Annotated in this window: 21 protein-coding genes; 10 read left to right on the top strand and 11 right to left on the bottom strand. The window is 41.5% G+C overall.

Going from position 1 to position 21,563, the window contains the following annotated elements:
* Window positions 1-37: 37 nt before the first annotated feature.
* Window positions 38-475: a peroxiredoxin gene (locus tag V7K41_RS01220; protein WP_292863831.1), complete on the bottom strand. Its 438-nt coding sequence runs from the start codon at window positions 473-475 to the stop codon at window positions 38-40.
* A gap of 194 nt (window positions 476-669) precedes the next feature.
* Between V7K41_RS01220 and V7K41_RS01215 the strand changes: the two genes are divergently transcribed.
* The 6 genes from V7K41_RS01215 to V7K41_RS01190 all read left to right on the top strand — a co-directional run bounded on the left by V7K41_RS01215 (window position 670) and on the right by V7K41_RS01190 (window position 4,401).
* Entirely contained in the window at window positions 670-1,074 is a 405-nt protein-coding gene (locus V7K41_RS01215) for an Npun_F0494 family protein (RefSeq protein WP_334845341.1), read from the top strand.
* Between the two features lie 300 nt (window positions 1,075-1,374).
* Window positions 1,375-2,859, top strand: coding sequence for a cobyric acid synthase CobQ (cobQ, locus tag V7K41_RS01210; RefSeq protein WP_334845340.1), 1,485 nt, complete (start codon window positions 1,375-1,377; stop codon window positions 2,857-2,859).
* 88 nt (window positions 2,860-2,947) lie between these two features.
* Window positions 2,948-3,184, top strand: coding sequence for a 2Fe-2S iron-sulfur cluster-binding protein (locus tag V7K41_RS01205; RefSeq protein WP_104908919.1), 237 nt, complete (start codon window positions 2,948-2,950; stop codon window positions 3,182-3,184).
* A 151-nt stretch (window positions 3,185-3,335) separates the two neighbouring features.
* A complete protein-coding gene (locus tag V7K41_RS01200) occupies window positions 3,336-3,548 on the top strand; it encodes a type II toxin-antitoxin system HicA family toxin (RefSeq protein ID WP_229484349.1) in 213 nt (70 codons plus the stop codon).
* Window positions 3,541-3,759, top strand: a complete 219-nt coding sequence (locus tag V7K41_RS01195; RefSeq protein ID WP_334845339.1) for a type II toxin-antitoxin system HicB family antitoxin — start codon at window positions 3,541-3,543, stop codon at window positions 3,757-3,759. The genes V7K41_RS01200 and V7K41_RS01195 overlap by 8 nt, the downstream gene beginning before the upstream one ends.
* 168 nt (window positions 3,760-3,927) lie before the next feature.
* Entirely contained in the window at window positions 3,928-4,401 is a 474-nt protein-coding gene (locus V7K41_RS01190) for a hypothetical protein (protein ID WP_334845338.1), read from the top strand.
* A gap of 92 nt (window positions 4,402-4,493) precedes the next feature.
* Here the strand turns inward: V7K41_RS01190 and V7K41_RS01185 are convergent, their stop codons facing one another.
* The 4 genes from V7K41_RS01185 to V7K41_RS01170 form a co-directional block, all read right to left on the bottom strand.
* On the bottom strand, window positions 4,494-4,940 hold the full coding sequence (locus tag V7K41_RS01185) for an SRPBCC family protein (protein WP_334845337.1): 447 nt from the start codon (window positions 4,938-4,940) through the stop codon (window positions 4,494-4,496).
* A gap of 62 nt (window positions 4,941-5,002) precedes the next feature.
* Window positions 5,003-6,442, bottom strand: coding sequence for a 9,9'-di-cis-zeta-carotene desaturase (gene zds, locus V7K41_RS01180; RefSeq protein WP_334845336.1), 1,440 nt, complete (start codon window positions 6,440-6,442; stop codon window positions 5,003-5,005).
* Between the two features lie 276 nt (window positions 6,443-6,718).
* Window positions 6,719-6,895, bottom strand: coding sequence for a CopG family transcriptional regulator (locus tag V7K41_RS01175; RefSeq protein WP_292857258.1), 177 nt, complete (start codon window positions 6,893-6,895; stop codon window positions 6,719-6,721).
* A 1,665-nt stretch (window positions 6,896-8,560) separates the two neighbouring features.
* Window positions 8,561-10,192 carry a DUF6930 domain-containing protein gene (locus V7K41_RS01170; protein ID WP_334845335.1) on the bottom strand — a complete coding sequence of 544 codons (1,632 nt, stop codon included), beginning with the start codon at window positions 10,190-10,192 and terminating at the stop codon, window positions 8,561-8,563.
* 318 nt (window positions 10,193-10,510) lie between these two features.
* Here V7K41_RS01170 and V7K41_RS01165 point away from each other — a divergent pair, with 318 nt between their 5' ends.
* The 3 genes from V7K41_RS01165 (at window position 10,511) to V7K41_RS01155 (ending at window position 11,772) form a co-directional block, all read left to right on the top strand.
* Window positions 10,511-10,867 carry an iron-sulfur cluster assembly accessory protein gene (locus V7K41_RS01165; protein WP_334845334.1) on the top strand — a complete coding sequence of 119 codons (357 nt, stop codon included), beginning with the start codon at window positions 10,511-10,513 and terminating at the stop codon, window positions 10,865-10,867.
* A 99-nt stretch (window positions 10,868-10,966) separates the two neighbouring features.
* Window positions 10,967-11,389, top strand: a complete 423-nt coding sequence (locus tag V7K41_RS01160) for a tetratricopeptide repeat protein (protein ID WP_334845333.1) — start codon at window positions 10,967-10,969, stop codon at window positions 11,387-11,389.
* Between the two features lie 137 nt (window positions 11,390-11,526).
* Entirely contained in the window at window positions 11,527-11,772 is a 246-nt protein-coding gene (locus tag V7K41_RS01155; protein WP_292857247.1) for a hypothetical protein, read from the top strand.
* Between the two features lie 149 nt (window positions 11,773-11,921).
* Here the strand turns inward: V7K41_RS01155 and thyD are convergent, their stop codons facing one another.
* Complete coding sequence (gene thyD / locus V7K41_RS01150) at window positions 11,922-12,842, bottom strand: thylakoid membrane protein ThyD (protein WP_334845332.1); 921 nt, start codon at window positions 12,840-12,842, stop codon at window positions 11,922-11,924.
* A 355-nt stretch (window positions 12,843-13,197) separates the two neighbouring features.
* Between thyD and V7K41_RS01145 the strand changes: the two genes are divergently transcribed.
* Window positions 13,198-13,545: a hypothetical protein gene (locus V7K41_RS01145; RefSeq protein WP_292786887.1), complete on the top strand. Its 348-nt coding sequence runs from the start codon at window positions 13,198-13,200 to the stop codon at window positions 13,543-13,545.
* Between the two features lie 80 nt (window positions 13,546-13,625).
* On the opposite strand, the gene V7K41_RS01140 is transcribed toward V7K41_RS01145, so the two are convergent.
* From V7K41_RS01140 to V7K41_RS01120, 5 genes are all read right to left on the bottom strand, one after another.
* Window positions 13,626-14,114 (bottom strand): FHA domain-containing protein, encoded by a 489-nt coding sequence (locus V7K41_RS01140; protein ID WP_094352473.1) that lies wholly within the window; start codon window positions 14,112-14,114, stop codon window positions 13,626-13,628.
* A gap of 426 nt (window positions 14,115-14,540) precedes the next feature.
* Window positions 14,541-17,018, bottom strand: a complete 2,478-nt coding sequence (locus V7K41_RS01135) for a heavy metal translocating P-type ATPase (RefSeq protein WP_334845331.1) — start codon at window positions 17,016-17,018, stop codon at window positions 14,541-14,543.
* 794 nt (window positions 17,019-17,812) lie between these two features.
* Window positions 17,813-18,052 (bottom strand): hypothetical protein, encoded by a 240-nt coding sequence (locus V7K41_RS01130; RefSeq protein WP_334845330.1) that lies wholly within the window; start codon window positions 18,050-18,052, stop codon window positions 17,813-17,815.
* A gap of 186 nt (window positions 18,053-18,238) precedes the next feature.
* Window positions 18,239-18,514, bottom strand: coding sequence for a TM2 domain-containing protein (locus tag V7K41_RS01125; RefSeq protein ID WP_334845329.1), 276 nt, complete (start codon window positions 18,512-18,514; stop codon window positions 18,239-18,241).
* Between the two features lie 803 nt (window positions 18,515-19,317).
* Window positions 19,318-20,892, bottom strand: a complete 1,575-nt coding sequence (locus V7K41_RS01120; RefSeq protein ID WP_334845328.1) for a CPBP family intramembrane glutamic endopeptidase — start codon at window positions 20,890-20,892, stop codon at window positions 19,318-19,320.
* Window positions 20,893-21,563 lie beyond the last annotated feature (671 nt).

The raw sequence follows: 21,563 nt of genomic DNA, 5'->3' as shown, positions 1-21,563 counted from the left end.
AGACTATTTAAAAAATCCTGAATTATCAGGTAAAAAACTACAGTCCAACCGCAGCTAAAATATCGCTAGCATGATTGCTGGTATTTACATTAGCGTCAACATGGGTAATTTTACCGCTGGGGTCAATTACGTAGGTGACGCGCTTGGCATAACCGCCGCCATCCACATCAAAAGCTTTGATGAGGGATTTATCGCTGTCAGCCAGTAGGGGAAAATTCAAATTATATTTTTGGGTGAATGCTTGATGGGAAACTTCATCATCTGCACTGACTCCCAAGATTGCAATATCTTTACCTTGATATTGAGACTGGGCATCCCGGAAACTACAGGCTTGTTTGGTGCAGCCTGGCGTGTCATCTTTGGGGTAGAAATACAAAACAACCGTCTTTCCGGCAAAATCAGATAAGGAGACTGTGTTGCCGTTTGTATCTTTGGCGGTAAATGCAGGTGCATCCGTACCAACTGCTAGAGGCATAATAAACCTTTCCTGTTTCAGATTGTTGATGCACTTGAAATTTTACATTAATTTATAATGATTAAATAGAATTACTAAAAAATAGCATAAATATACTTTCGGTAACTAATTTTGGTTTAATGGAGTACTTGGTACAAGAAAAAATATATTCTTAAATTAATCTTTCTTAGAAGAAAAATTTCTACCAATACACAATGGCTGCTGTTGATTCCCAAAACCCAAATATTTTTGTCTATCCTCAAAGCACAGTAGAAAGAGCCGAGCGATCGCTAGTGTGTTCGCCCTTTAATGTATCTTTATTTGAAGTGATGGGCCACCAGAGTGTGTCATTAACTGCGATCGCCCTAGAAAATGGACTCAAGCAGGGCTATACTAAACGCCCTTTATCAGAATTAGCCTGTGATAACGCTTTAGGCTGGTTGATTGAAGTAGGTGTATTGCGCCGAGAAGTCGATGGTCAGGGGATTACAGATAGTTTTCGCCTCACTCCCTTGGGACGCCAGTTAGTGGAACAGTACCAGGGAAAAAATTGGCGTACTCCTTCATGGCGCGATCGTTTCTCTGATGCTTTGATTCGTTGGTTACGGATACCTTTTTAGAATAAAAAATCCAAGAGTTAGGATTAGAGAATCAAAGGGAACAATATATACGGAAACATCACATCTATTCATGAAGTCTTTACCATAACATTCAATTGCAATTTGTGATGGTTATAGTGGGCATTGGGCATTGAGAAGAGACAAGGTAGACAAGGAAGAGGGGGGAGATAAAGGAGAGACTTAATAATTCATCCTTGTCCCCTTGTCCCCTTTGTCTCCCATGCCCCTCTGCCCCCCTGCTCCCCTATTGTTCGCTCTAAAAATTAACTCTGTATCTTGAAAAACTAAGTGATAGCAACTATGAAATCAATTATGGTAGTGGGAACAACATCCCATGCAGGGAAATCACTTTTAACTACAGCTATTTGTCGCATTTTATCGCGGCGTGGTTGGCGAGTGGCTCCGTTTAAAGGTCAAAATATGGCTTTAAATGCTTATGTCACCGCCAGTGGTGGAGAAATTGGCTATGCCCAAGCAGTGCAAGCTTGGGCGGCGGGAGTCGTGCCTTGGGTAGAAATGAACCCAATTTTACTCAAACCCCAAGGGGATATGACTTCCCAAGTAATTATCAAAGGTAGACCTGTAGGTAAAGTGAGTGCTTCAGATTACTACGAGCAATATTTTGAATTGGGGTGGCGGACAATTGAAGAATCGCTACAGCATTTAGGAACAGAATTTGACATGCTGGTTTGTGAAGGTGCCGGTAGTCCAGCAGAGATTAACCTCAAGCACCGCGACTTAACTAATATGCGAGTGGCAAAATATTTGAATGCACCAACCATATTAGTAGTTGACATTGACCGGGGTGGTGCTTTTGCTCATGTCGTTGGCACATTAGAGTTATTGGAACCAGATGAACGCGCCTTAATTAAGGGTGTAGTAATTAATAAGTTTCGAGGACAGCGATCGCTCTTAGATCCGGGGATAAAATGGTTAGAAGAACGCACAGGTATCCCCGTTATCGGTGTTATACCTTACTTACAAGAAATGTTTCCAGCAGAAGACTCCCTTGACCTGCTAGAACGTCAATCTTCGTCGAATAAAGCCCAAACTGACCTCAACATTGCCGTCATCCGCTTACCAAGAATTGCCAACTTTACCGACTTTGACCCACTGGAATCAGAAAGTACAGTTTCAGTTAAATACTTAAGTCCTAAGCAAGATTTGGGACATCCTGATGCCGTGATTATCCCAGGTACAAAGACCACAATTACTGACTTGCTACTGCTGCAAAAAAGTGGTATGGCAGAAGCTATCCAAAACTACGCTGCTTCTGGGGGAACGGTTTTAGGTATCTGCGGTGGCTATCAAATGCTCGGTCAAATCATTGCCGATCCAGAAGGAATAGAGGGACAAGCGGGCAGATTTCAAGGGTTAAATCTTTTACCAATCAGAACTGTAATTACAGGACAAAAAATCGCCCGCCAGCGCCAAGTTAGTTCAAATTATCCACAACAAGGCTTGCCAGTTAATGGCTTTGAAATCCACCAAGGGCGATCGCGCATCGAACAGCAAGGCATAGATCCCCAATCCTACCATGCCCTATTTGACGATATTAATTTAGGGTTAGTGGATAATTGTCAATCAGTGTGGGGCAGTTACCTCCACGGGCTTTTTGACAATGGGCCTTGGCGACGGGCTTGGTTAAATCGCCTCCGTCAACAGCGGGGTTTAAAATCTTTGCCCACAGGTGTTGCTAACTATCGGGAACAGCGAGAGCAGATTTTGGATTCTCTAGCCATTGAAGTTGAAAGCCATTTAGACTTAAGTCAGTTTTTGTCTTAAGTTAAAATGCGTTGAAATGTCATTAGTCATTGGTCATTGGTCATTTGCAAATGACAAAGGACAACACTAACTTAAATGCGTAATATTGATGATTGTTCGTGTCCGTTTTTTACCAGATGATGTCACAGTAGATGCCGAAGTGGGAGAAGCCCTCTTAGATGTAGCAGACCGGGCTGGGGTATTTATTCCCACCGGTTGTCTGATGGGGTCTTGTCACGCTTGCACCGTCGAATTAGAGGATGGAGAGATCATCCGCGCTTGTATCACGCCAGTACCGCCACGAGAGGAATTGACGATTAATTTGTTTAGCGATCCAACTTGGTAATGTCGCCCCTATTATTGATAAGGACTAGTATAGTAAAACAAGTCAATGCATAAACAAAAATCTAATTATTGATTAGATTTTTTGGATAAACAGCAAGGAAACTTTGAACCATTATTTCTTACTGTGGCGATCGCATTTTTTAAGAAAATTAATGCCAAAGAAAATCCGGGAACTGAAGCAAATGCTTTCCCAAGTAGGTTTTACAGAAGTCCCAGGAAAAGGAAGTCATACTAACTGGGTGCATCCCCTCTATAGTGGAAAAATCACAATTTCAGGCAAAGATGGAGCAGATGCTAAACGCTACCAAGAGAAGGAAGTGAAACAGGCAATTGAGGAAGTAGAAGGGAAAGAAAAAGATGAGTAAGCTTAAGTACCAAATGATTATTCAATGGTCTGATGAAGATGATTGTTTCTTGGTAGGATTCCCTGATTTTCTAGGACAACGCTGGCGGACTCATGGCAATACTTATGAGTTAGCTGTGGCAAATGGAATTGAAGCCTTAGAGTCTCTAATTATTGCTTATGAAGCTGTAGGTGATCCACTTCCAGAACCAACAGTAACTAGGATGCGTTAACGCACTTTACTAGGTGATGACTAATGCTTAATAATTTATTTGCGCGATCGCGGGTTATTTTGGTTAGTTTAAATAGTATTTTCACGTATTATTACTGATTTTTTACATTTAGAGAATTTTTATAGTTAAGGACTAGGAATCTTATTGTCACAACAGGCAATAGTTAATATGTCAAATCAAATAGTTGCAAGGATTATAGGTAGATTTTCCAAAATTATTTTATACATTATTACGGTTATTTTGTATTTAAAAAATTTGTCTAGTTTAGTGAATAAGAAGCTTGCTGTAAAAGAAGATTTTCGCTTAAGTCAGAAAGGAATAGATTGGCTGGAAGAATGGAATACTGAAGCAGAAATAGCTACCAGTATTTCTCAAACGGCTCAAAAAATTGTTGAAATATTAGTCAATGTCCCAGGTATGACTCAAGCCCACAGTAGAGATTTCAGAAGAGCAAGACCTATTTTTACTGTTAAAGATGGTACTGTAATTAAAATTTTTATTAATCCAGCTAACGTCAAGCATATCTTTTTAGCTGACAGCAATAACAAAATGCTTTTTGGTGGTTATGTAGGTTGGATTGACACAAAAGGATTGAATCAAGCTATAGAAAAGATAAAGCACTCTCTAACTTCTACTTCGTAATAAAGACACGCAATTAAAAAATCCATATTTTCCCTTCAGACAGCAAGAAACTTTTACACTTTATTTCCTACTGCCTGATTTTGCCATCTATATCAATTAGCTTTAACATTCAACGCGTATTCTTTAAACCTTTCCAAATCAGCTTGAATTGTTGATTCAACTATTCGCCCCAAAAATAAGTTATCCATAATTTTGCCAATAATGCCGGGGATAGCGTAGGAAATGGTCATTTTCACAATGCTGCTACTATTGTGGCGATCGTAAAAGCGAATCGCTCCCTGATTGGGCAAACCATCAACCGATTCCCATTGGATAATTTGGTTAGGAATAACTTTGAGAATTCGGGATTGCCAATTAAATTCTAGACTGCCAGTTTTTAATTTCCAAAGAGATATATCTGGATTATCTGGCGGAATTTTCACCGAATCAATCCACTTCATCCACCGAGGCATTTGCTCTAAATCAGACCAGAGGCTCCATACTAAATCTATGGGAGCCTCTACTTCTACCTGTACAGTATGCTCTAACCAGTCTGACATTTCTTTTGTTCCTTCTCTACGAGATGCTTTGCGATTGCGTTCTTTGCACTCTTTGGAGTTCTTTATTTCTTTAAACTCTCCAAAATCACTTTTGCCGCACGTCGTCCAGAAATAGTAGCACCTTCCATGCTGTCGATGTAGTCTTGCTGAGTATAACTCCCTGCAAGGAAGAAATTATCTATTGGTGTTTTTTGGTTGGGACGGTATGCATCCATCCCTGGCGCTTCTCGGTAAAGAGACTGAGCAAGTTTTACCACACTGTACCAAGTCATATTTAGCTCCCGCGACGAGGGAAACAGTTCATGAACTTGCTTGAGAACATGGTGGGCGATCGCTTCATTACTTTGGGCAATAAACGGATCTCCCGGTGTTAGCACTAGCTGTAACAAAGATCCCTGTCCTGGGCGATAATAATCAGCAGGGCTAGTCAACGCTAAATCGGCAAAACAAGAAAAGTCAGCATCGGCTGTGTAAAGTAAATTATCGATTCCAGCCGCATGATTTAGCTGTTTACGTTGTTCTCCATCGTTCAGTTCTGTTACCCAACCATCAAAGCGTAACTGCACTGTAGCCACTGGTACTGCATCCAGTTTGTAAATATTGTCAAATTCTGACCACTTACGCCACTCGTGGGGTAGGATGCGTTGAATTCCTGGAACATCACACGCAAAAACGTAAGCATCAGCAGCGATCGTTTCTACTGCATCACCTTGGGCAACTACTATACCAGTGACACGGGTTTGTTCAGCTGACTCAGTAAACTGAATTTCCCGAACTTGTCGGCGCGTATAAACTTTGGTGCCTCTAGCTTCTAGATATTCCAGAATCGGCTTGTGTAAATATTCAGATGGAGAACCTGCCAGCATTCGCAAAACTGAAGCTTCAGTTCTAACTGCAAATAGCTGAAATATGGTTAACATACAACGGGCAGACATATTTTCGCAATCAATAAATCCCAATGCGTAGGCGATGGGGTTCCACATACGCTTGATGCTGCCATTACTCCCACCATGACTGCGAAACCAATCGGCAAAGCTAACTTTATCTAAATTGCGGATAGTTTTCATCGCCCCCTTAAAGTCTACCAATCCGCGAACTATCGGACTAGTACCCAAAGCGATCGCATTTTGCAATTTATCCTGCAACGATAGTTGAGAAGTAGTGAAAAATGCCTTTAAGCCATTGAAAGGCGCACCTGTAAGAAAGCGAAAATCTAAAGCACCAGTGCGCCCTCCTTTATTAATAAAAGTGTGGGTATGTTCCTTGAGGCGTAAGTTTTCTAACACCCCCACTTTTTTCATTAAGTCAAATAGTTGGTAGTAGCACCCGAAAAATACATGCAACCCCATTTCTAGATGGTTGCCATCTCCATCAACCCAACTGCCAACTTTACCACCGACAAACGGACGAGATTCAAAAATCTCTACTTCACAACCAGCATCAGCTAGATCTACTGCGGTTGCTAGCCCAGCCAGTCCCGCACCTACGATTGCAACACGCATTCCGTCGTTCCTTTTCAGTTTCTTTACAGATTGTAACTGGGTTGGTGTCGGAATTTGCTACTTAATATCAACTCCAGCAGCATATTAAGGCTTGCCAATATCGATACTAAAACCTCTTTGATTACTTCTTTTAGTTCCGGTAAATGACCAGACGCGATAAAAACGCGTCTATATCATCTAGACAAACTTTTGTCCATAGCGGCAGACTCTCAAAAGTATCATAGATATTTTTTTGGTGGCAAAGCAGTTTTCTGGATAAGTTGTGAAAGTAACTTCTTAGTTGTTTGCATCTTTACTGTCGTCGGAGACAGGCAAACTTCTAATCAGTTCACGAATCACGTCAGTTGCAGGTCTACCTGTTTGTTGGCAATATTTTTCTAGTTTTTCCGCTTCCTGCGTTGCGAGATTAACTGTTATGCGTTTAACTGCCCATTTTTTGTTTGTCATTATCATGCTATCTGCTGTATATTTAGATGGTCGAAAGAGTCTAAATTAAAGAGGGAACCGATAAGATTATCAGAGTTTGTCTCAGGAAACAAGTAATACCATTAATATTAAAAATGTTTGTTTTGTCAAAGGATTGATCATTTTCTAAAAAAATCAAAATACTACACTTTATTTGTTACTATTGTGACAGCATAAATAACACATAGTTGCTTTTGAAGATAATAACCCTACTAACAGCATGAGTAAAGGCTGACAATGAAATTTTCTAAAGGAATTCGAGACATCTACTGTTGACTCAATGAAGATTTCCAAAGTTATTCTCCATTGAAACCATTTGACCTTCTCTCTTCTCTCAAGTTTGTCAAACCTACTTGGGGAGAACATCTGCTAGAACACCAAAAAATAAAGCTTCAGAATCATTATCATGCTGAAATACTGGCTTACAGGCGGGTGAGAGTGGTGTGTATAGAGCCTGAATAGTCACTTAGAAAGTAGGCAAATAAGCGATCGCTTTAAAACAAACACCCATCTCTAACCAAGAAGTTAAGAGCTACTTGAACTGTTATGAATTTTGGCTTCCCTCGATCAAGCTGATTGCTTTTCAGTGCCAATATAGTAGCCACAAAAAAAAGGACAAAACTCAGTCTACTGAGTGTAAATTGCCAAGCAATTTAGTAAATTTTGACAGCAACATCTGTAATTTTACACAGACAAATTAATCCATCATAAATATGATGTTACTTGACTGTTGCCGATACTAATATTTTAGTTTTCTTTCATGCTTTTATAATAACTTATCGTCACAATGCAATAAAGTTTTGCATATTTTATCTTCCTTCCAGTGATATAAGTTGTTTGAAAATCAGCATTTTTTTTGCGATTTTTCCTATTCATCTATCTGGAGGTTATGTGAATCATTTTTAGCCAAGTAGGGCACTATAATTTTGCCATAAAATATTTTCCTCATATCTAAGTCAAAATATAAAATACTGTCAATAAAATTGGAATTACAACTATTTTTATTTGGTAAGTATACCTATAAAAAGAATCGTATATTTTAATTTTTTCGGCAGTGTGTTTATTATAGCTATTATTTTCGCGCTTTAAATAATCTTCATTTAGACACTAACAAAGCTATTTTTTCTTCTTTATAAAAAAATTACAAAGAAAAAGATATATATCTGAACTTTTGCTTAATGATATTGATATATAACAAGATGCTAAACTCAAAAACTTGTTAAAAAAAAGATTTTAATATCTAAGTGCATCAGTTAAGTTTGATTCAAGTAATTTTTGTAGACAATATTTTAGAGCTTTGTAGTTATTTATACTGATGAGCGCTTGCCTAAAAAGACTAGAAAACTATAAAAATACAGGTACTTCATGAAATTTAGATAAAGTTAGCTTTCAAGATTGGTACGCCTATTAGTATTGACATATACATGAATATTCATTACAAAGTGCCACGCCCTGATAGGTACGCGGATGACGAAGACTGAGTGGAACCGGAAATGCTCTGCCTCCGGTTAATAGACTGCATAGGAGGTATGGGAGGGGTAAACGTTAACAGACAGACAAAGCCTTCCCCTTTTCCTCTCTTAAATGCAGTTTCAGTCAATATGCCAATCAAATACACATCAACTTAATTTCTCATTGCAGTAATTCATGCAATTAATCAAATTTAAGTTGGGGCATAAGTTGGAGAGTGCCAATACCTAAATTTTTTGTTGAAAGCGATCGCCCTTCAAACAAAGCCATCATATCTCGTAACTGAGGATTGCCACGGGAGGCTCCCGTTAGTCCTTTGGCAATGATTAAGCCACAGTAGCCCTTAGTATTTTTACACCGCTGATTCCATTTTTTTCGGGCTTCGACATGAATCGGATCTTCATCTAAAAATTCACCAAATAGGAACAATTCGCCATTTTGAGTTTGCAATAAACCCAAGTCGTAGCGATCGCCATCAAAGGGATCGGCACCTGGATTAAAGCAAATTGCTCTCAATCCGCCTGCTGCTTCAATTCTTTCAATTACAGTCTTCGCCTTGGGTCGGGAGGTTTGAATTAAAATCACCGGCAAACCATCACCCACTTGTTTGATTTCACTAGCCTGATGGTAGCTGACCCCCTTTCGTAGAGAATCCAACATTTCCCAGGACACTACACCTAAGCTGAGGAAAGAATCTTCTGGTATCAAGTCATCTCGCAATGATTGGAAATCAAGATTGTCAATCTCGCGATCGTCAATACCAAAGCCTGTCATTTCCTCTAATTCTGCTGCTAACTGCGGCATGGTAGAGACTGTCACAGCCACAGATTTAGTTGATTCTTCTGACTGCGGCAGAGAAATGCGATAGCGACGGCTGAGGGTAGGGAAGATGTCCTCATGAAGTTGGCGACGGCGATCGCGAATAAAGCGACTCAGGCTTTCGATCGCAACCAAGATTACCAGTGCTTCTTCGTCATACAAAACAGACCGTAGTCCTTCTAAGGGATGGATATTACCAAAAGTAGGATCAATTTCTGATAATGGCAGATCCGCCAAATCATCTTCTTGATCGTCATCTTCATCAGTTTCGTCAACGCTCTCAAAAGTGAGAAACAAGCAATCTTGCTTGAGGAACGCTTCTTCTAGATGCTCTGTTGATTCTTCATCTGTTAGAACTGCGGCACGAAACTGTTTTAAAGACTCTTCTGAGCGATAAAACAAAATCCCATACTCCATTCCCAGCATTCCCATGACTGAGGCGTAGAGTGTGCCAACATCCCACTTATTAATCTCAATTGACAAAATTTGCTGTTCTTCCAAAAATTCCCAAGGTGCTGCTTGCCAAATTGCAAATGCTTTCTCTCGCAAGATTTGTGCATACTGTGGGGGTAAGTCGGGGGTTTGACTATCGAGGAGATCGGCGAATCCGCGAAATAGTTCGTCAATTAAAGGCAGTTCTGGTGCGTAGTCAATGGCGATATCCAAATCTTGTAACACCCCCCGCAGGTAAAATTGAATCTCGCGGTCTTTGACTACAATTCTTTGGGGTCTGGCAGGTCTTGCCGGACTCTGAGGATGCTCCATTGCTTGCATTAAAGTGCGAACTATTGCTTCTGGGCCGATATCTGAAGCTACCACATCCATTCCACGAACAACACCTTGGGAGTAATCTACCCAAAGAATGCATTCTCCCTTTGCCTCTGAATCTGACTGCTGGTTTGGTGATGACAACGGACGGCGATCGCCCTCCCATACAGAAGGAATTTGAGTTAATTTCTTCAACCGACGACTGGTAGAGCGATTAAAACTTGTCATAGAGATCAAAAGAAGCAATTTGGAAGTAAACTTTGGGGCTAGCTAGCCTCGGATTAAATTTTTATGGCTGCACTTGAAGGATGGTTGCTTCTCAGGCTGCCGCAAGGCTTGAATTTTAAGAATACCGAATGTATTAACACATTGAGTCTCTCAATTCTAGAATAAAAATCTTTGGCTACTTTTGACGGAGTGTTTACAATTTGGCATCTAGCAACATCTAAGCCGCTAGAATGAATACAAAAACACCAAGAGCAACCCAGAAGCATTAACAAGCCGATATAGGGTAACGCTTATACTAATTAAGGAGTTGAAAAGCAGATGACACAAGCAATTGAAGCTCAACAACGCGGAATTCTGTTGAGCGAAGCCGCATTGCACCAGGTAAAATCCCTCCGGGACAAGCAAGGCACAGACTTGTGCTTACGGGTAGGAGTGCGTCAGGGTGGGTGTTCTGGGATGTCTTACCTGATGGACTTTGAAGACACTAGCAAGATCGCCCCTCATGATGAAGTTTTTGACTACGATGGCTTCAAAATTGTCAGCGATCGCAAGAGTCTGTTATATCTCTACGGTTTGATGCTCGATTACAGCGATGCCATGATTGGCGGTGGTTTCCAATTCACTAATCCCAATGCTAATCAAACTTGTGGTTGCGGCAAGTCATTTGGGGTGTAATATTGTCAGTTGTCATTTGTCCCTTGTCATTTGCAGTTGCATAATGACCAATGACCAATGACCAATGACTAATGACCAATGACCAATGACCAATGACCAATGACTAATACAGTTGAATCCCTGTTTGATACAGGTTTAGAACGCTATAAAGCAGGAGAATCAGCAGAATCTTTAATCCCTGTATTTAAAGAAGTGTGCGATCGCGCTCCTAAAACTAGTGCAGCTTGGGTTTGTTTAGCGTGGTTGTATCTACTCGATAACAAACCCAATTTGGCTTACAAGGCTGGACAGAAGGCAGTCAAGTTAAATCCACAAGATCCCCAGGCTAGAGTCAATCTCGCCTTAGCAATGCTGGAAACAAAGCAAAAAGGTTTGCGGGAACACATTGATATAGCACAGCAGTTGATTTTTGTCAATGAAGAATGGAGTGATGAAATAAAAAATAGTATTGAGGACGGTTTAAATAGAAAACCAGATTGGCAGAGTTTAACAAAAGTCAAAAGTTGGCTGTTTGAAAAGTAAAAGATGGGGAGTGGGGACTGGGGGGAGGACAAGGGGGAATTTATTGAAGTAAGTCTCTAGGTTATCTCTTCCTAATACCAATCCCCAATCCCTATTCCCCAATCCCTATTCCCCAATCCCTATTCCCCACTCCAATCATGAAAGATAAATTGTTAAATTGGCTAAACATGGTTTTAGTCGCCGATGTTTTTTTGGTTTTGTTTGGCTTTGGCTGGTTAGCGATCGCAGCGATCGGTGATGCCGCAGGAGTAAACCTGGGTTTGGATTTGTGGCATAAACTGTGGCAACCCTTGTTCAACCCCGCAATTGGCATTCTCATGGGCGGTGCCATTCTCAGCGGTATTATCAGTTGGGTTTCCAAAAAATTTCTTTCTAGTCAATAGTCAAGGGACTGGGGACTGGGGACTGGGGACTGGGGACTGGAAAAAAAGCAGGGGAGTAGAGGAGAAGGAAGTTGCAGTAAGTCTTTCCCCTCCGCCCCTGGAGCCTCTTGTTCCCAATCCCCAGTACCCAGTACCCAGTCCCTTTGAATCTATTTAAGAATTTGTGTTAATGCCGATTGCAAATTAGGATATTTGTACTCAAAGCCTGTTTGCACGGCGCGTTTTGGGATAACTTGCTGACCTTCTAAAACTACTATAGCCCCGTCTCCTAAAAGGGCTTCGATCGCAAAAGCAGGAACAGGCAACCAAGAAGGGCGATTCATCACTTGTCCCAAAGTTTGGCTTAAATCTGCCATCCGAACTGGATTAGGAGCAGTGGCATTATATACACCTTCTATTTCCGGTTTAGTTAAAGCTTGCAAAATCAGGTTAACTAAATCGTCTACGTGAATCCATGAGAACCACTGCCGACCACTGCCAATAGGGCCGCCAGCAAAGAGTTTGAAAGGTGGAATCATTTTACCCAAAGCACCACCATTACCCAAGACAATCCCAAAACGCAGAATTACCAGTCGCACACCAGCATCTTTTACCTTTCTCGCCTCAGCTTCCCAAGCTTGGCAGACTTGGGCAAGAAAATCGTTACCAGATAGACTGGTTTCATCAAAGGTAGCAGTTTCACTGGTGCCGTAGTAGCCAATAGCCGAAGCATTAATTAACACAGATAGTTTAGGATTAGCGTTGGCTATTGCTTCAACTATTTTTTGTGTACCTAACTTTCGGCTATTGAGGATTTGTTGTTTCCGTTCTGGTGTCCAGCGTCCTTCACCAATAGGTTCTCCTGCCAAATTAACTACGCCATCACAACTAGCGATCGCACTTTGCCAAGAACCAGATGCATTTGGTGTATAGGCAACAATTTCTACATTAGGGAAAGCCTCAGATGGAAAAACTTTTTGAGCAAAAGTGGTATTCCGAGTTAATACTACTATTTTGTGACCTTCTCCGTGTAATCGTTGTACCAAACGACTACCAACAAATCCTGTTGCTCCAGTAATTGCGACTTTCATTTTCTACCTCAGCCAAAGCTTTATTGTAAAGTTTTTGATCAAACTTTCAGCTTATTAAAGAAGTCAGAGGGCAGGAGGGAGGAGGCAGGAGGAAGAAAATATATTTTGCCCTATGGGATCGGAATATTGAGTAAAAGGATTTTTTTCAAGACACAAAGCGCGAGACAAAAGGTTTCCTTGTTAGAAAAATACAAATTTATTTATGGGGTTTCCCTCCTGCCTTCTGCCTCCTGCCTCTTTGTTGACTGGATATCTGGTAGTACCTGCTCTCAAAAACTTTGATTTTTTAATGACTTTATATTTAGATACTTCGGTATTATAGGATGGACAGAGTGTTGCAAGGCTTGGGGCTATTATGGCTCGCTATACCTGTTCATTTATTGTTTCTGTTCCTAGTGACCATCTGTTACCGTTACTTGTAGAACTTCTACAGGACTGTCAGTTGGATATTCAATATCACACAGCCGAATATATTATCGGTCGTGAGGTTCCTGGAAATGTTCCTTTTCCTAAATTAATAACAGTAGAAGTACTGATTGATAAATCAAAATCTACTGAAACAGAAACCCGGATGAGTATTGTGATTAAAAATGAAGAACTACCAATTCACCTAGATAATTACTGCCGACAAATGTTTGAGTTAATCAAGCAAGCTATTGAAAGTAGCCGCCATTGGCATTTGATTGAAAGTATTGCAGGATAAGCTTTGGCGATTGAATTCATACTCCACGGCTTTAAGCCGTGGAAGTATCAGACTGTGATTGGTAGTTATAATTCACTCTCTTATTCCTCCAAATCCTCGGCCATACCGGGGTTTATTAGTGTAATGTCGTACTCACTCGAATCCGTTTGTCCTAAACGCTGAGTATTTCTTAAAAGGTAATAAATGGCACGTACTTGAGGCCCAAAAACGATCTCGTCCTCATTTCTGAGATCGTGGGCTGGTATCTTGCGTCCATTAATCATCAAACCGTTGGAACTAGGCTTACCTTTGGCATCGCCATCTACAATCCGGTAATAGTAGCTATGACTATTATGCTCTCGTGGCAATCTCACTAATGTGGCATGGCGGCGGGAGACAAACTGCGACATTAAACGGATATTACATTCGCGGTCTCTACCAATAGAGTAGACAGGGTGCTCTAGAGAAAATTCTTTGCGACCTTGATCGTCTTCAATAATCAGTAGATGGTTTTCATTGGTTTCTGCTGCCATTGACAAATCGGTGGAACTGTAATTGATTAAGATTTGTTTTGTATCGTATCTTGCCATTTTCGCGCACCATCAGTCTGTGGTGCTAATCTAAATAAGCTTTAAAATTGCATAATACCTTGAAAGAGTAGAACATGGCCGTTCTACTCCAGTAGCTATGATAGCTTTGGTAAGTGTCTCAAAAAGCTTTGTGAACTGATAAAACTTGAATACCGACTCAGTTTAACTTTATATGGGATTGAAGAAGAATTCAGAATTTTGAATGAATCAGTAGATATTTAGACTTGCCACTACGAAACTTAACCACCAAATTAAAAATTTGGTGGGGATATTAAAGCTGGTTATAGCGCAATACGCTTGGGTTAAGGCTTAAACTCTTTGTCAAAGTCAACTTTTTTAACGAACCACAGAGGCGCAGAGGAAACAGAGAGAAGAGAAAAAATGCTTAACCCAAGCGTATTGGGTTATAGCGTGTAAAGCAATATTCTACAGACGATAAGCAAATCGCCGTAATAATATTGAGTTGGTGACGACGCTAACAGAGCTAAAAGCCATTAATGCAGCAGCACCAGATGGGTTAAGCACAAAACCCAGACTAGGGAATAAAACACCTGCTGCTAAAGGAATGCCAAGTGTATTATATGCAAAAGCCCAGAATAAATTTTGGCGGATTTTGTTGAAGGTGGCGCGACTAAGCTGAATAGATTCGACGACATCGTTTAGGCGATCGCGCATTAAAATAATTTCAGCAGTTTCCATCGCCACATCTGTCCCGGAGTGTAAAGCAATTCCTACATCTGCTTGGGATAAAGCTGGAGCATCGTTGATTCCATCTCCTACCATTGCCACAACTGAGTGAGGAGTTTTCTTTGTCTCCTTGTCTCCTTGTCCCCTTGTCCCTTCTAACTGGAGAGACTGTATTGCCGCTGCTTTTTTAGCTGGGGGAACACCTGCGATTACATCAGCGCTATCTAATCCTAATTGTTTGGCTATGGCGCTAGCTGCTTCTTTGCGATCGCCACTGAGCAACATTACCCGTAAGCCCATCTGACGCAACTTGTCTATAGTGGATCGAGCATCCGATCTGAGGGTATCAGAAACACCAATTAGTCCGGCTAAAGTTCCCCCAATTGCTACACAAACGACTGTTTTACCATCTGTTGCCAAATCCTGTACTACCTGTTGTGCGGTTTCGTTAATGGCAATGCCGTGCCAACTCAACCATTCCCAGTTACCCAACAATACAACTGTGTCCTCTACCACAGCAGATACTCCTAGCCCTGGTTCCGTGTGAAAGTCTACAGCCTCTGGAATAGATAACTGTTGCTGCTGTGCTTCTTGCTGAATCGCTTTTGCTAGGGGATGATGAGTACCGCTTTCTACGGCTGCTGCTAGTTGTATTAGGGAGTAGCGAGTGGGGAGTAGCGAGTGGGGTTCACTACTCCCTACTCCCCACTCCTCATTCCTCATTTCCTCAATTAACAGACAATCTGTGACGATGGGATTACCTGTGGTGAGAGTGCCAGTTTTATCAAATACTACGGTGTTTAACTGGTGTATTCTTTCTAAAACGTCGCCACCTTTGATTAACAGCCCCCGTTCTGCGCCCATAGCAGTCCCAACAAGAATAGCTGTTGGTGTGGCAAGTCCCAAAGCACAGGGACAGGCGACTACCATAACTGCGATCGCTAGTTTTAAACTGACTAGGAGTGCTGAGTGGGGAGTTGGGAGTGAAGAGTGGTGAGCGTGGCTCATCATTTCCATGCCACCAGACATGGTAATATCAGTCCAGATGTGAGTACCGAAAAAGTACCAAAAGACAAATGTCAATAGAGATGCTGTTAGTACCCCGTAGGTAAAGTAACCTGCTACTGTATCTGCTAATTTCTGTACTGGGGCTTTCCGAGTTTGGGCGGCTTCTACTAGGGCAACAATTTGAGCTAGAGTTGTATCACTTCCAGTCCGGGTTGCTTGAATAGCGATCGCTCCTGACTGGTTTAAGGTCCCTCCTGTCACCATATCTCCTGGTTTCTTGATTACTGGCACTGCCTCCCCAGTTAGCATTGACTCATCGACCGTTGTTTGACCAACCACCACTTCACCATCAACGGGGATTTTATCACCTGGCAGCACTTGTAAGCATTCACCGACACGCACCTGTTCAGCGGGAATCTCAACACTAGAAGAACCCATTCCGGCTTTCTCTGGGTTGGCAATCAATCGCGCTAAGAGTGGCTGGAGTGCTAGCAATTTCCTAAATGCGGCAGCGGCGCGACCTCTAGCTTGTTGCTCTAATGTCCTTCCTAAGAGAATAAAGCCCAGCATCATTACTGGTTCGTCAAAGAAGCACTCCCAACCCAATTGGGGAAAAAGCAGCGCTACTAGACTAGCAATGTAGGCTGTCAGCGTTCCCAATCCCACCAGGGTATTCATGTTAGGCGCATTTCGCCGCCAGCCCAACCAGCCATCTACTAAAATCGGGCGACCGGGAATTAACAGCGCTATTGTCGCCAGTCCACAGTGAAACCAGATGTTATTTAGTACTGGCAGCACTGAGCTACCAAGATTACCAAAATGTCCACTTCCCGACAATATCAGCAACACCGCAGCGATCGCCAACTGCCATAGAGAAGAACGCATTTCTCGGCGTTGTCGTTCTGCTGGATTTGGTAAGGTCGATATTTCGCCTGCTATACCATTAGCTTTTCGGGGTTGAGTCGGGAATCCAACGGCTGTTAATCTCTGTGCTAGTGCATCTGCATCTATTGCACCAATTTCTGACTCTACAACTGCTACCTCTGTGGCCAGGTTCACACAGGCACTCTTGACTCCTGGATGTTGGGTCAGCTGTCGCTCTACTGCGTTTACACACCCAGCACACTTCATACCCCCAACATCTAGAATAATCTTCTCTAGGATTGGGTCAAGTTCTAGGACTGGCTTAGTTTTTGGGACAAGTTGCATGGCTTGTGTTTAGATTCGCTACAGAAATTCAACGCCTGACTAAAAGCGTCTCTAATTTGAGCGTAGGCGAAATATGGAACTACGACTGTATGTCAACCCTATTAAATTTCTTAATTTATCGTATCTTGCTGAGGGTCAATGACTATCGCTGCACTCTAATTCAACGTTCCTAGTTCCCAGATTTATCTGAACCTATCCCACTAATAAGATTTATTGAATCCAGATATGAATAGGAGCAAGTTCAATTAATGTATTAAAATATACTTTATTGTTCCTAACGAATGGCTAGACGACGATATTTACGTTGATACCAAGCAAAACAACGTTCCTATTGAAATTTTGGAACGGCGATTTTAATCAGCCTACCTCTATTTTTATTGATTTTCCATACCAGTTTTGGTATTTGGGGTCGAATACCCTGCTTACGTAGGGCAGCACGTTTTTATGAGTGAATCCTAACCTTTATCAGCAACCATTACCTTAAGTTTTTTACGTGGTCTGTCACATTTTAAAGTTTTAAGTTTTACTTTATCAAGCAGAGGTAATAGATTTATCAAACAGAATTCAGGAGTCAGGAGCCAGAATTCAGAATTGAATAAGGCAGTACTAACCTTGCTCTGGCATTCTTTGGATTTGGTGGCTTACTTATAAACAAGAAGCTAGCATCTTCTCGAAGAAGATAATTTAAACACCTTGTATGTAATGCTAACTCAAAAGGATTTTACATGAATTTTTAATTTTGAAGGAAGTCGGAGCGGCGGCTTCCCTTGACTCTGAGCGTCGGTTTGCGGCGCTTAGAAGTTTGGTGGCGGATCTGAACTTTGTTGATTTGGAATTTTGAATTTCCCCATAGGTGGTTGACGGCTCCAGCGTAGATAAGTCACATAGATAATAGCTACCACCTGCATTGGCGCGATCGCAATCAGGTTTTTTAAGAAATAGTTGATTTCTAAATGAGACATAACACTAAAATATCCTAAGCCTAACAAGAAGAACATTGCCCAGTTAAGCTGTTTAGGTTTGAGAATGAGCATATCAATAAAAATAAATATAGGAGGTAGAAGTGCTGTATAACTTCTGCTAAAGGTAAAGGGTGAAGCGGAAGGGAAAAAAGATGTTTCTTTTGTCGCTCGCTGCCCTTTATCCCCGCGCTTTTGCTGTAATCCTAAGCTTGGAAGCGTGTGTTATCCTCTGCTTCCAGTAAGAAGGCTATTCTTGCACTAGAACCAGCCCTGCTTGTTCACAAAATAGGTGTTTACAAATTCTTCAGGGGATTTATTTAAGTAGATCATGCCTTCAATTAAACCTACAAGTTGCATAATTAACAAGGCAACCCCGTAGGTGAAAGAACCCCCAACTACAGAAATCACTAACATAATAAAGCCTTCCGAGGCGTATCCTAAAATAAACTTATGAACCCCAAACGCTCCCAGGATAATGCCACAGTAACCAGCTAGAAGTTGTTTGGTAGGGTGACTGGGGTTAAGATTTGCCATATAAGTGCTGCTCCTTGATAAGTGAGTATAAAAATAAAGTCTTTATTGTAATGGAAGCAAATACATTTACTTGCTTAATAAATAGATTTTTAATTTTTTCAGTATAAGTAAGTCCCAAGATGAATAATTAAAATCAGCGTGCTTCTATTCCAGAGGAGACGCCAAGATGTTTTGCAGTATAAGCCGATCTGGCGCTCCTTGATGACTTTTGGTGGATTTGACGATCGCAAACCCTGATGCAGCAGTTTTGCAGATTTTTCGCTCAGGCGTTTATCTTGAGCAGAATCAATCTTAAATAATCAGCAAAAGCTGCTACATACACCACTTTTTACAAGTCCATCAGTATTATTTCCGGATTCTTTTGCGACGCCGAATAGCCCGTCGTAGAAATTGCTGACAGCAGAAGTGAAACGCCATTGCACCAATGACAAGATAACTGTGTGGCTAGTGGGAATTTAGAAGCGCAAAAGGCATCTTCCATATCTTTCTAACCGCTTTTTAGTTACCGATCCCACTTCCATGAGCGCAAACCAGAATTGCATTCCAATTTATGACGGCTAAAAATGGTTCAAGAAGACAATTAATATCTCGAAAATGGCTAAAATCTACCCGAATGAGAATAAATGCTTAACTAGATAGTTTGTTGTCTATGTTAATAGCATTCTTTAATTTGCTTTTGCCATTATCTTAATTGGGTTTTCAGCTAGTATTTATGCTTATAACCAATTATTACTAGTAAATTGTCTCTACCTATGCAGATAAAATCAGATATTTTTGTTTTTGGCAACAGTAACATACTTGTTTTAATTACTACCTAAAACAAACAAGCTTAATAGTGTACCACTATTCCAAAGACTGTGGAGGAGCATAGGAGCGAGGAGATTGCGCGATCGCGTGTAAACTACTCCCAACACAATGCCCAATGCGGTTAGGGGCAGAATTTCCGATAAGCTGAGGTGAGCGATCGCAAACAACAAACTACTGATCAGAATCGATCCCCAGACGGGTAAGTAACGAGTTAGAGAGGGTAACAAAAAACCGCGAAATAGGATTTCTTCAAAAAATGGAGCGGCGATCGCAGCTGTGGAGAAAAATATGCCAAGTGCTATACCATCTTGGCTTTCCAACGCTAGTTGCAACAGAGGATTACTCCCACCCTGTCCTTGCCATAGCTGCTGATTAATCAAAGATACCACCACAACTACAGGTAAAGCCGTGCAATAGCCTCCCAGTCCCCACAAAAACCAGTTATCTTGAAAACGGAAGCGAAACCAGAATTCTGGTAGTGGAAAAAAGCGCTTGAGAGAGAAATACAGCACTAACAGCGCACCTAATGCTACCAAGAAATAACTAACCAACACAGAAAACGCCTGAAGTCGCACATCTACAATGGGACGCGGGATGGGTAGCAGCGATATTACCAAGGGCACAAAAATTTGCCCCATAAAGAAAAAGCCGATAATAAAAACCTGCAAAACCGTTTCACCACCCCAAGGCGTTGACCAAGGGATATCAGCATTTTGAGCTAATAAAGAGGTTTTTCCTTTCAACAAGCGTTGAGCAAATAATAAAATCAGCAGTATGAGACCAATTAAAGCTGCCAAAGTGGGAATAGTGCCAATAACCGCCAATTTCACCACTGCTTGAGCAGAAGATTCTTGTTGTGCCGCTTTTACTGCTGATAACGCATCTTGTCGTTGCTGGAGTTGGTATAACTTAACCAAAGCAGTAGAGCGAAACCAACCTTCTAAATTCTTTTGAATTGGTTCTTGACCATTTGGGAGGATACGGGGAGGATTGCTCCACAGTCCAGTCAATACAGCGGCGGTTTCCCCAAACCCTGGATTAATATCTGAGCGTTGTTGTAATTCGCTCCAAGTCTTGAAGGCTGTATCCGTCTGTCCTTGCTGTGCTTGTAAAATTCCCAAACGCAGGTCTAATTCAGCCAGTAATTTTTGTAATTGCTTAAAAGACTGTTGTAACTGTTGCTCTCCCTGTTTAGACGTTTCAATAGTGGGAGGAGCATCCGGTAGAGGTTTCGGAGGCGTGGGAGTTATTTCAGCTTGAGAGCGTAATTGTGCAAGTTTGTTGTTAACTTTGTCTAAATTAGCTTGAACTGATTGACGCGCCTCCTGGTACTGCTTTGTAGCACTTTCTAGGGGTTGCTCACCAAGTATTGCTTCTTGAATCGCCTGGAGTTTGTCATCACCGCTATCTTCTGATTGCCAAGCTTGGGCTTGTAAAGCAATATTTGTTTGGTATAGTTCTAGGCGGCTTTGAAATTGAGGTTCTTGCCAACTACCGAATAAAGCCGAAACCGCCAATAGAACTGCTATCGGCGTCAGCACAAAAAATAAAACCAACCGCTTGAGTGTCATCTATCCCCCTTTGACTAACCAGTGGAGAGCGCGTCCCCCTTGGGAATTATCGCAATAAAAAGTCAGAGGTGGATAGATATCATCAATATTATTAAGTTTGCGATGAATGTGCGATGCCTGTGGTTTCAATACGGTTCGGTTAACGTGTTTATCTCTCGAAGATCCCCCCAACCCCCCTTAAAAAGCAGGGTGGTTTCATACAAGCAAAGAAAAATTAAAACTGGGTTTCAAAGCCTCTCCCCCCGTGGGGGAGAGGAATGGAAGTGAGGGAAAAAGCCATGCCACTTTCACGAGAAATCAAGACTTATGTATTTTTCTTTTTTCGTATGAAACCACCCTGCCCAACCCCCCTTAAAAAGGGGGGCTTTTTCTTCTAATTACCCCCTTTTTAAGGGGGTCGCCACAGGCGGGGGGATCTTATCCGAACCGTATTGCCTGTGGTTTTTGCTAGCCTATGCACCCACGATCTAAAATTACAGCAATGTTCTTCCACCTTGAGGAAGCTGATAATCTTTGTTTTGAGCGATGAATCACTTACTACGAACTAAAATTTTATTTTATTTTTAATTATGCCTACTTACTGAGTCTCAGCAGTCTAACTTAGAGGAATTCAGGATTAAGAACTTGTTCAATAGTGAAAGGACACTCAAGGGGAAAAGTTTCTATTGGCT

It is taken from the genome of Nostoc sp. (assembly GCF_036917415.1).
GTDB lineage: Bacteria > Cyanobacteriota > Cyanobacteriia > Cyanobacteriales > Nostocaceae > Nostoc.
This window is presented reverse-complemented; position numbering and strand designations above follow the sequence as displayed.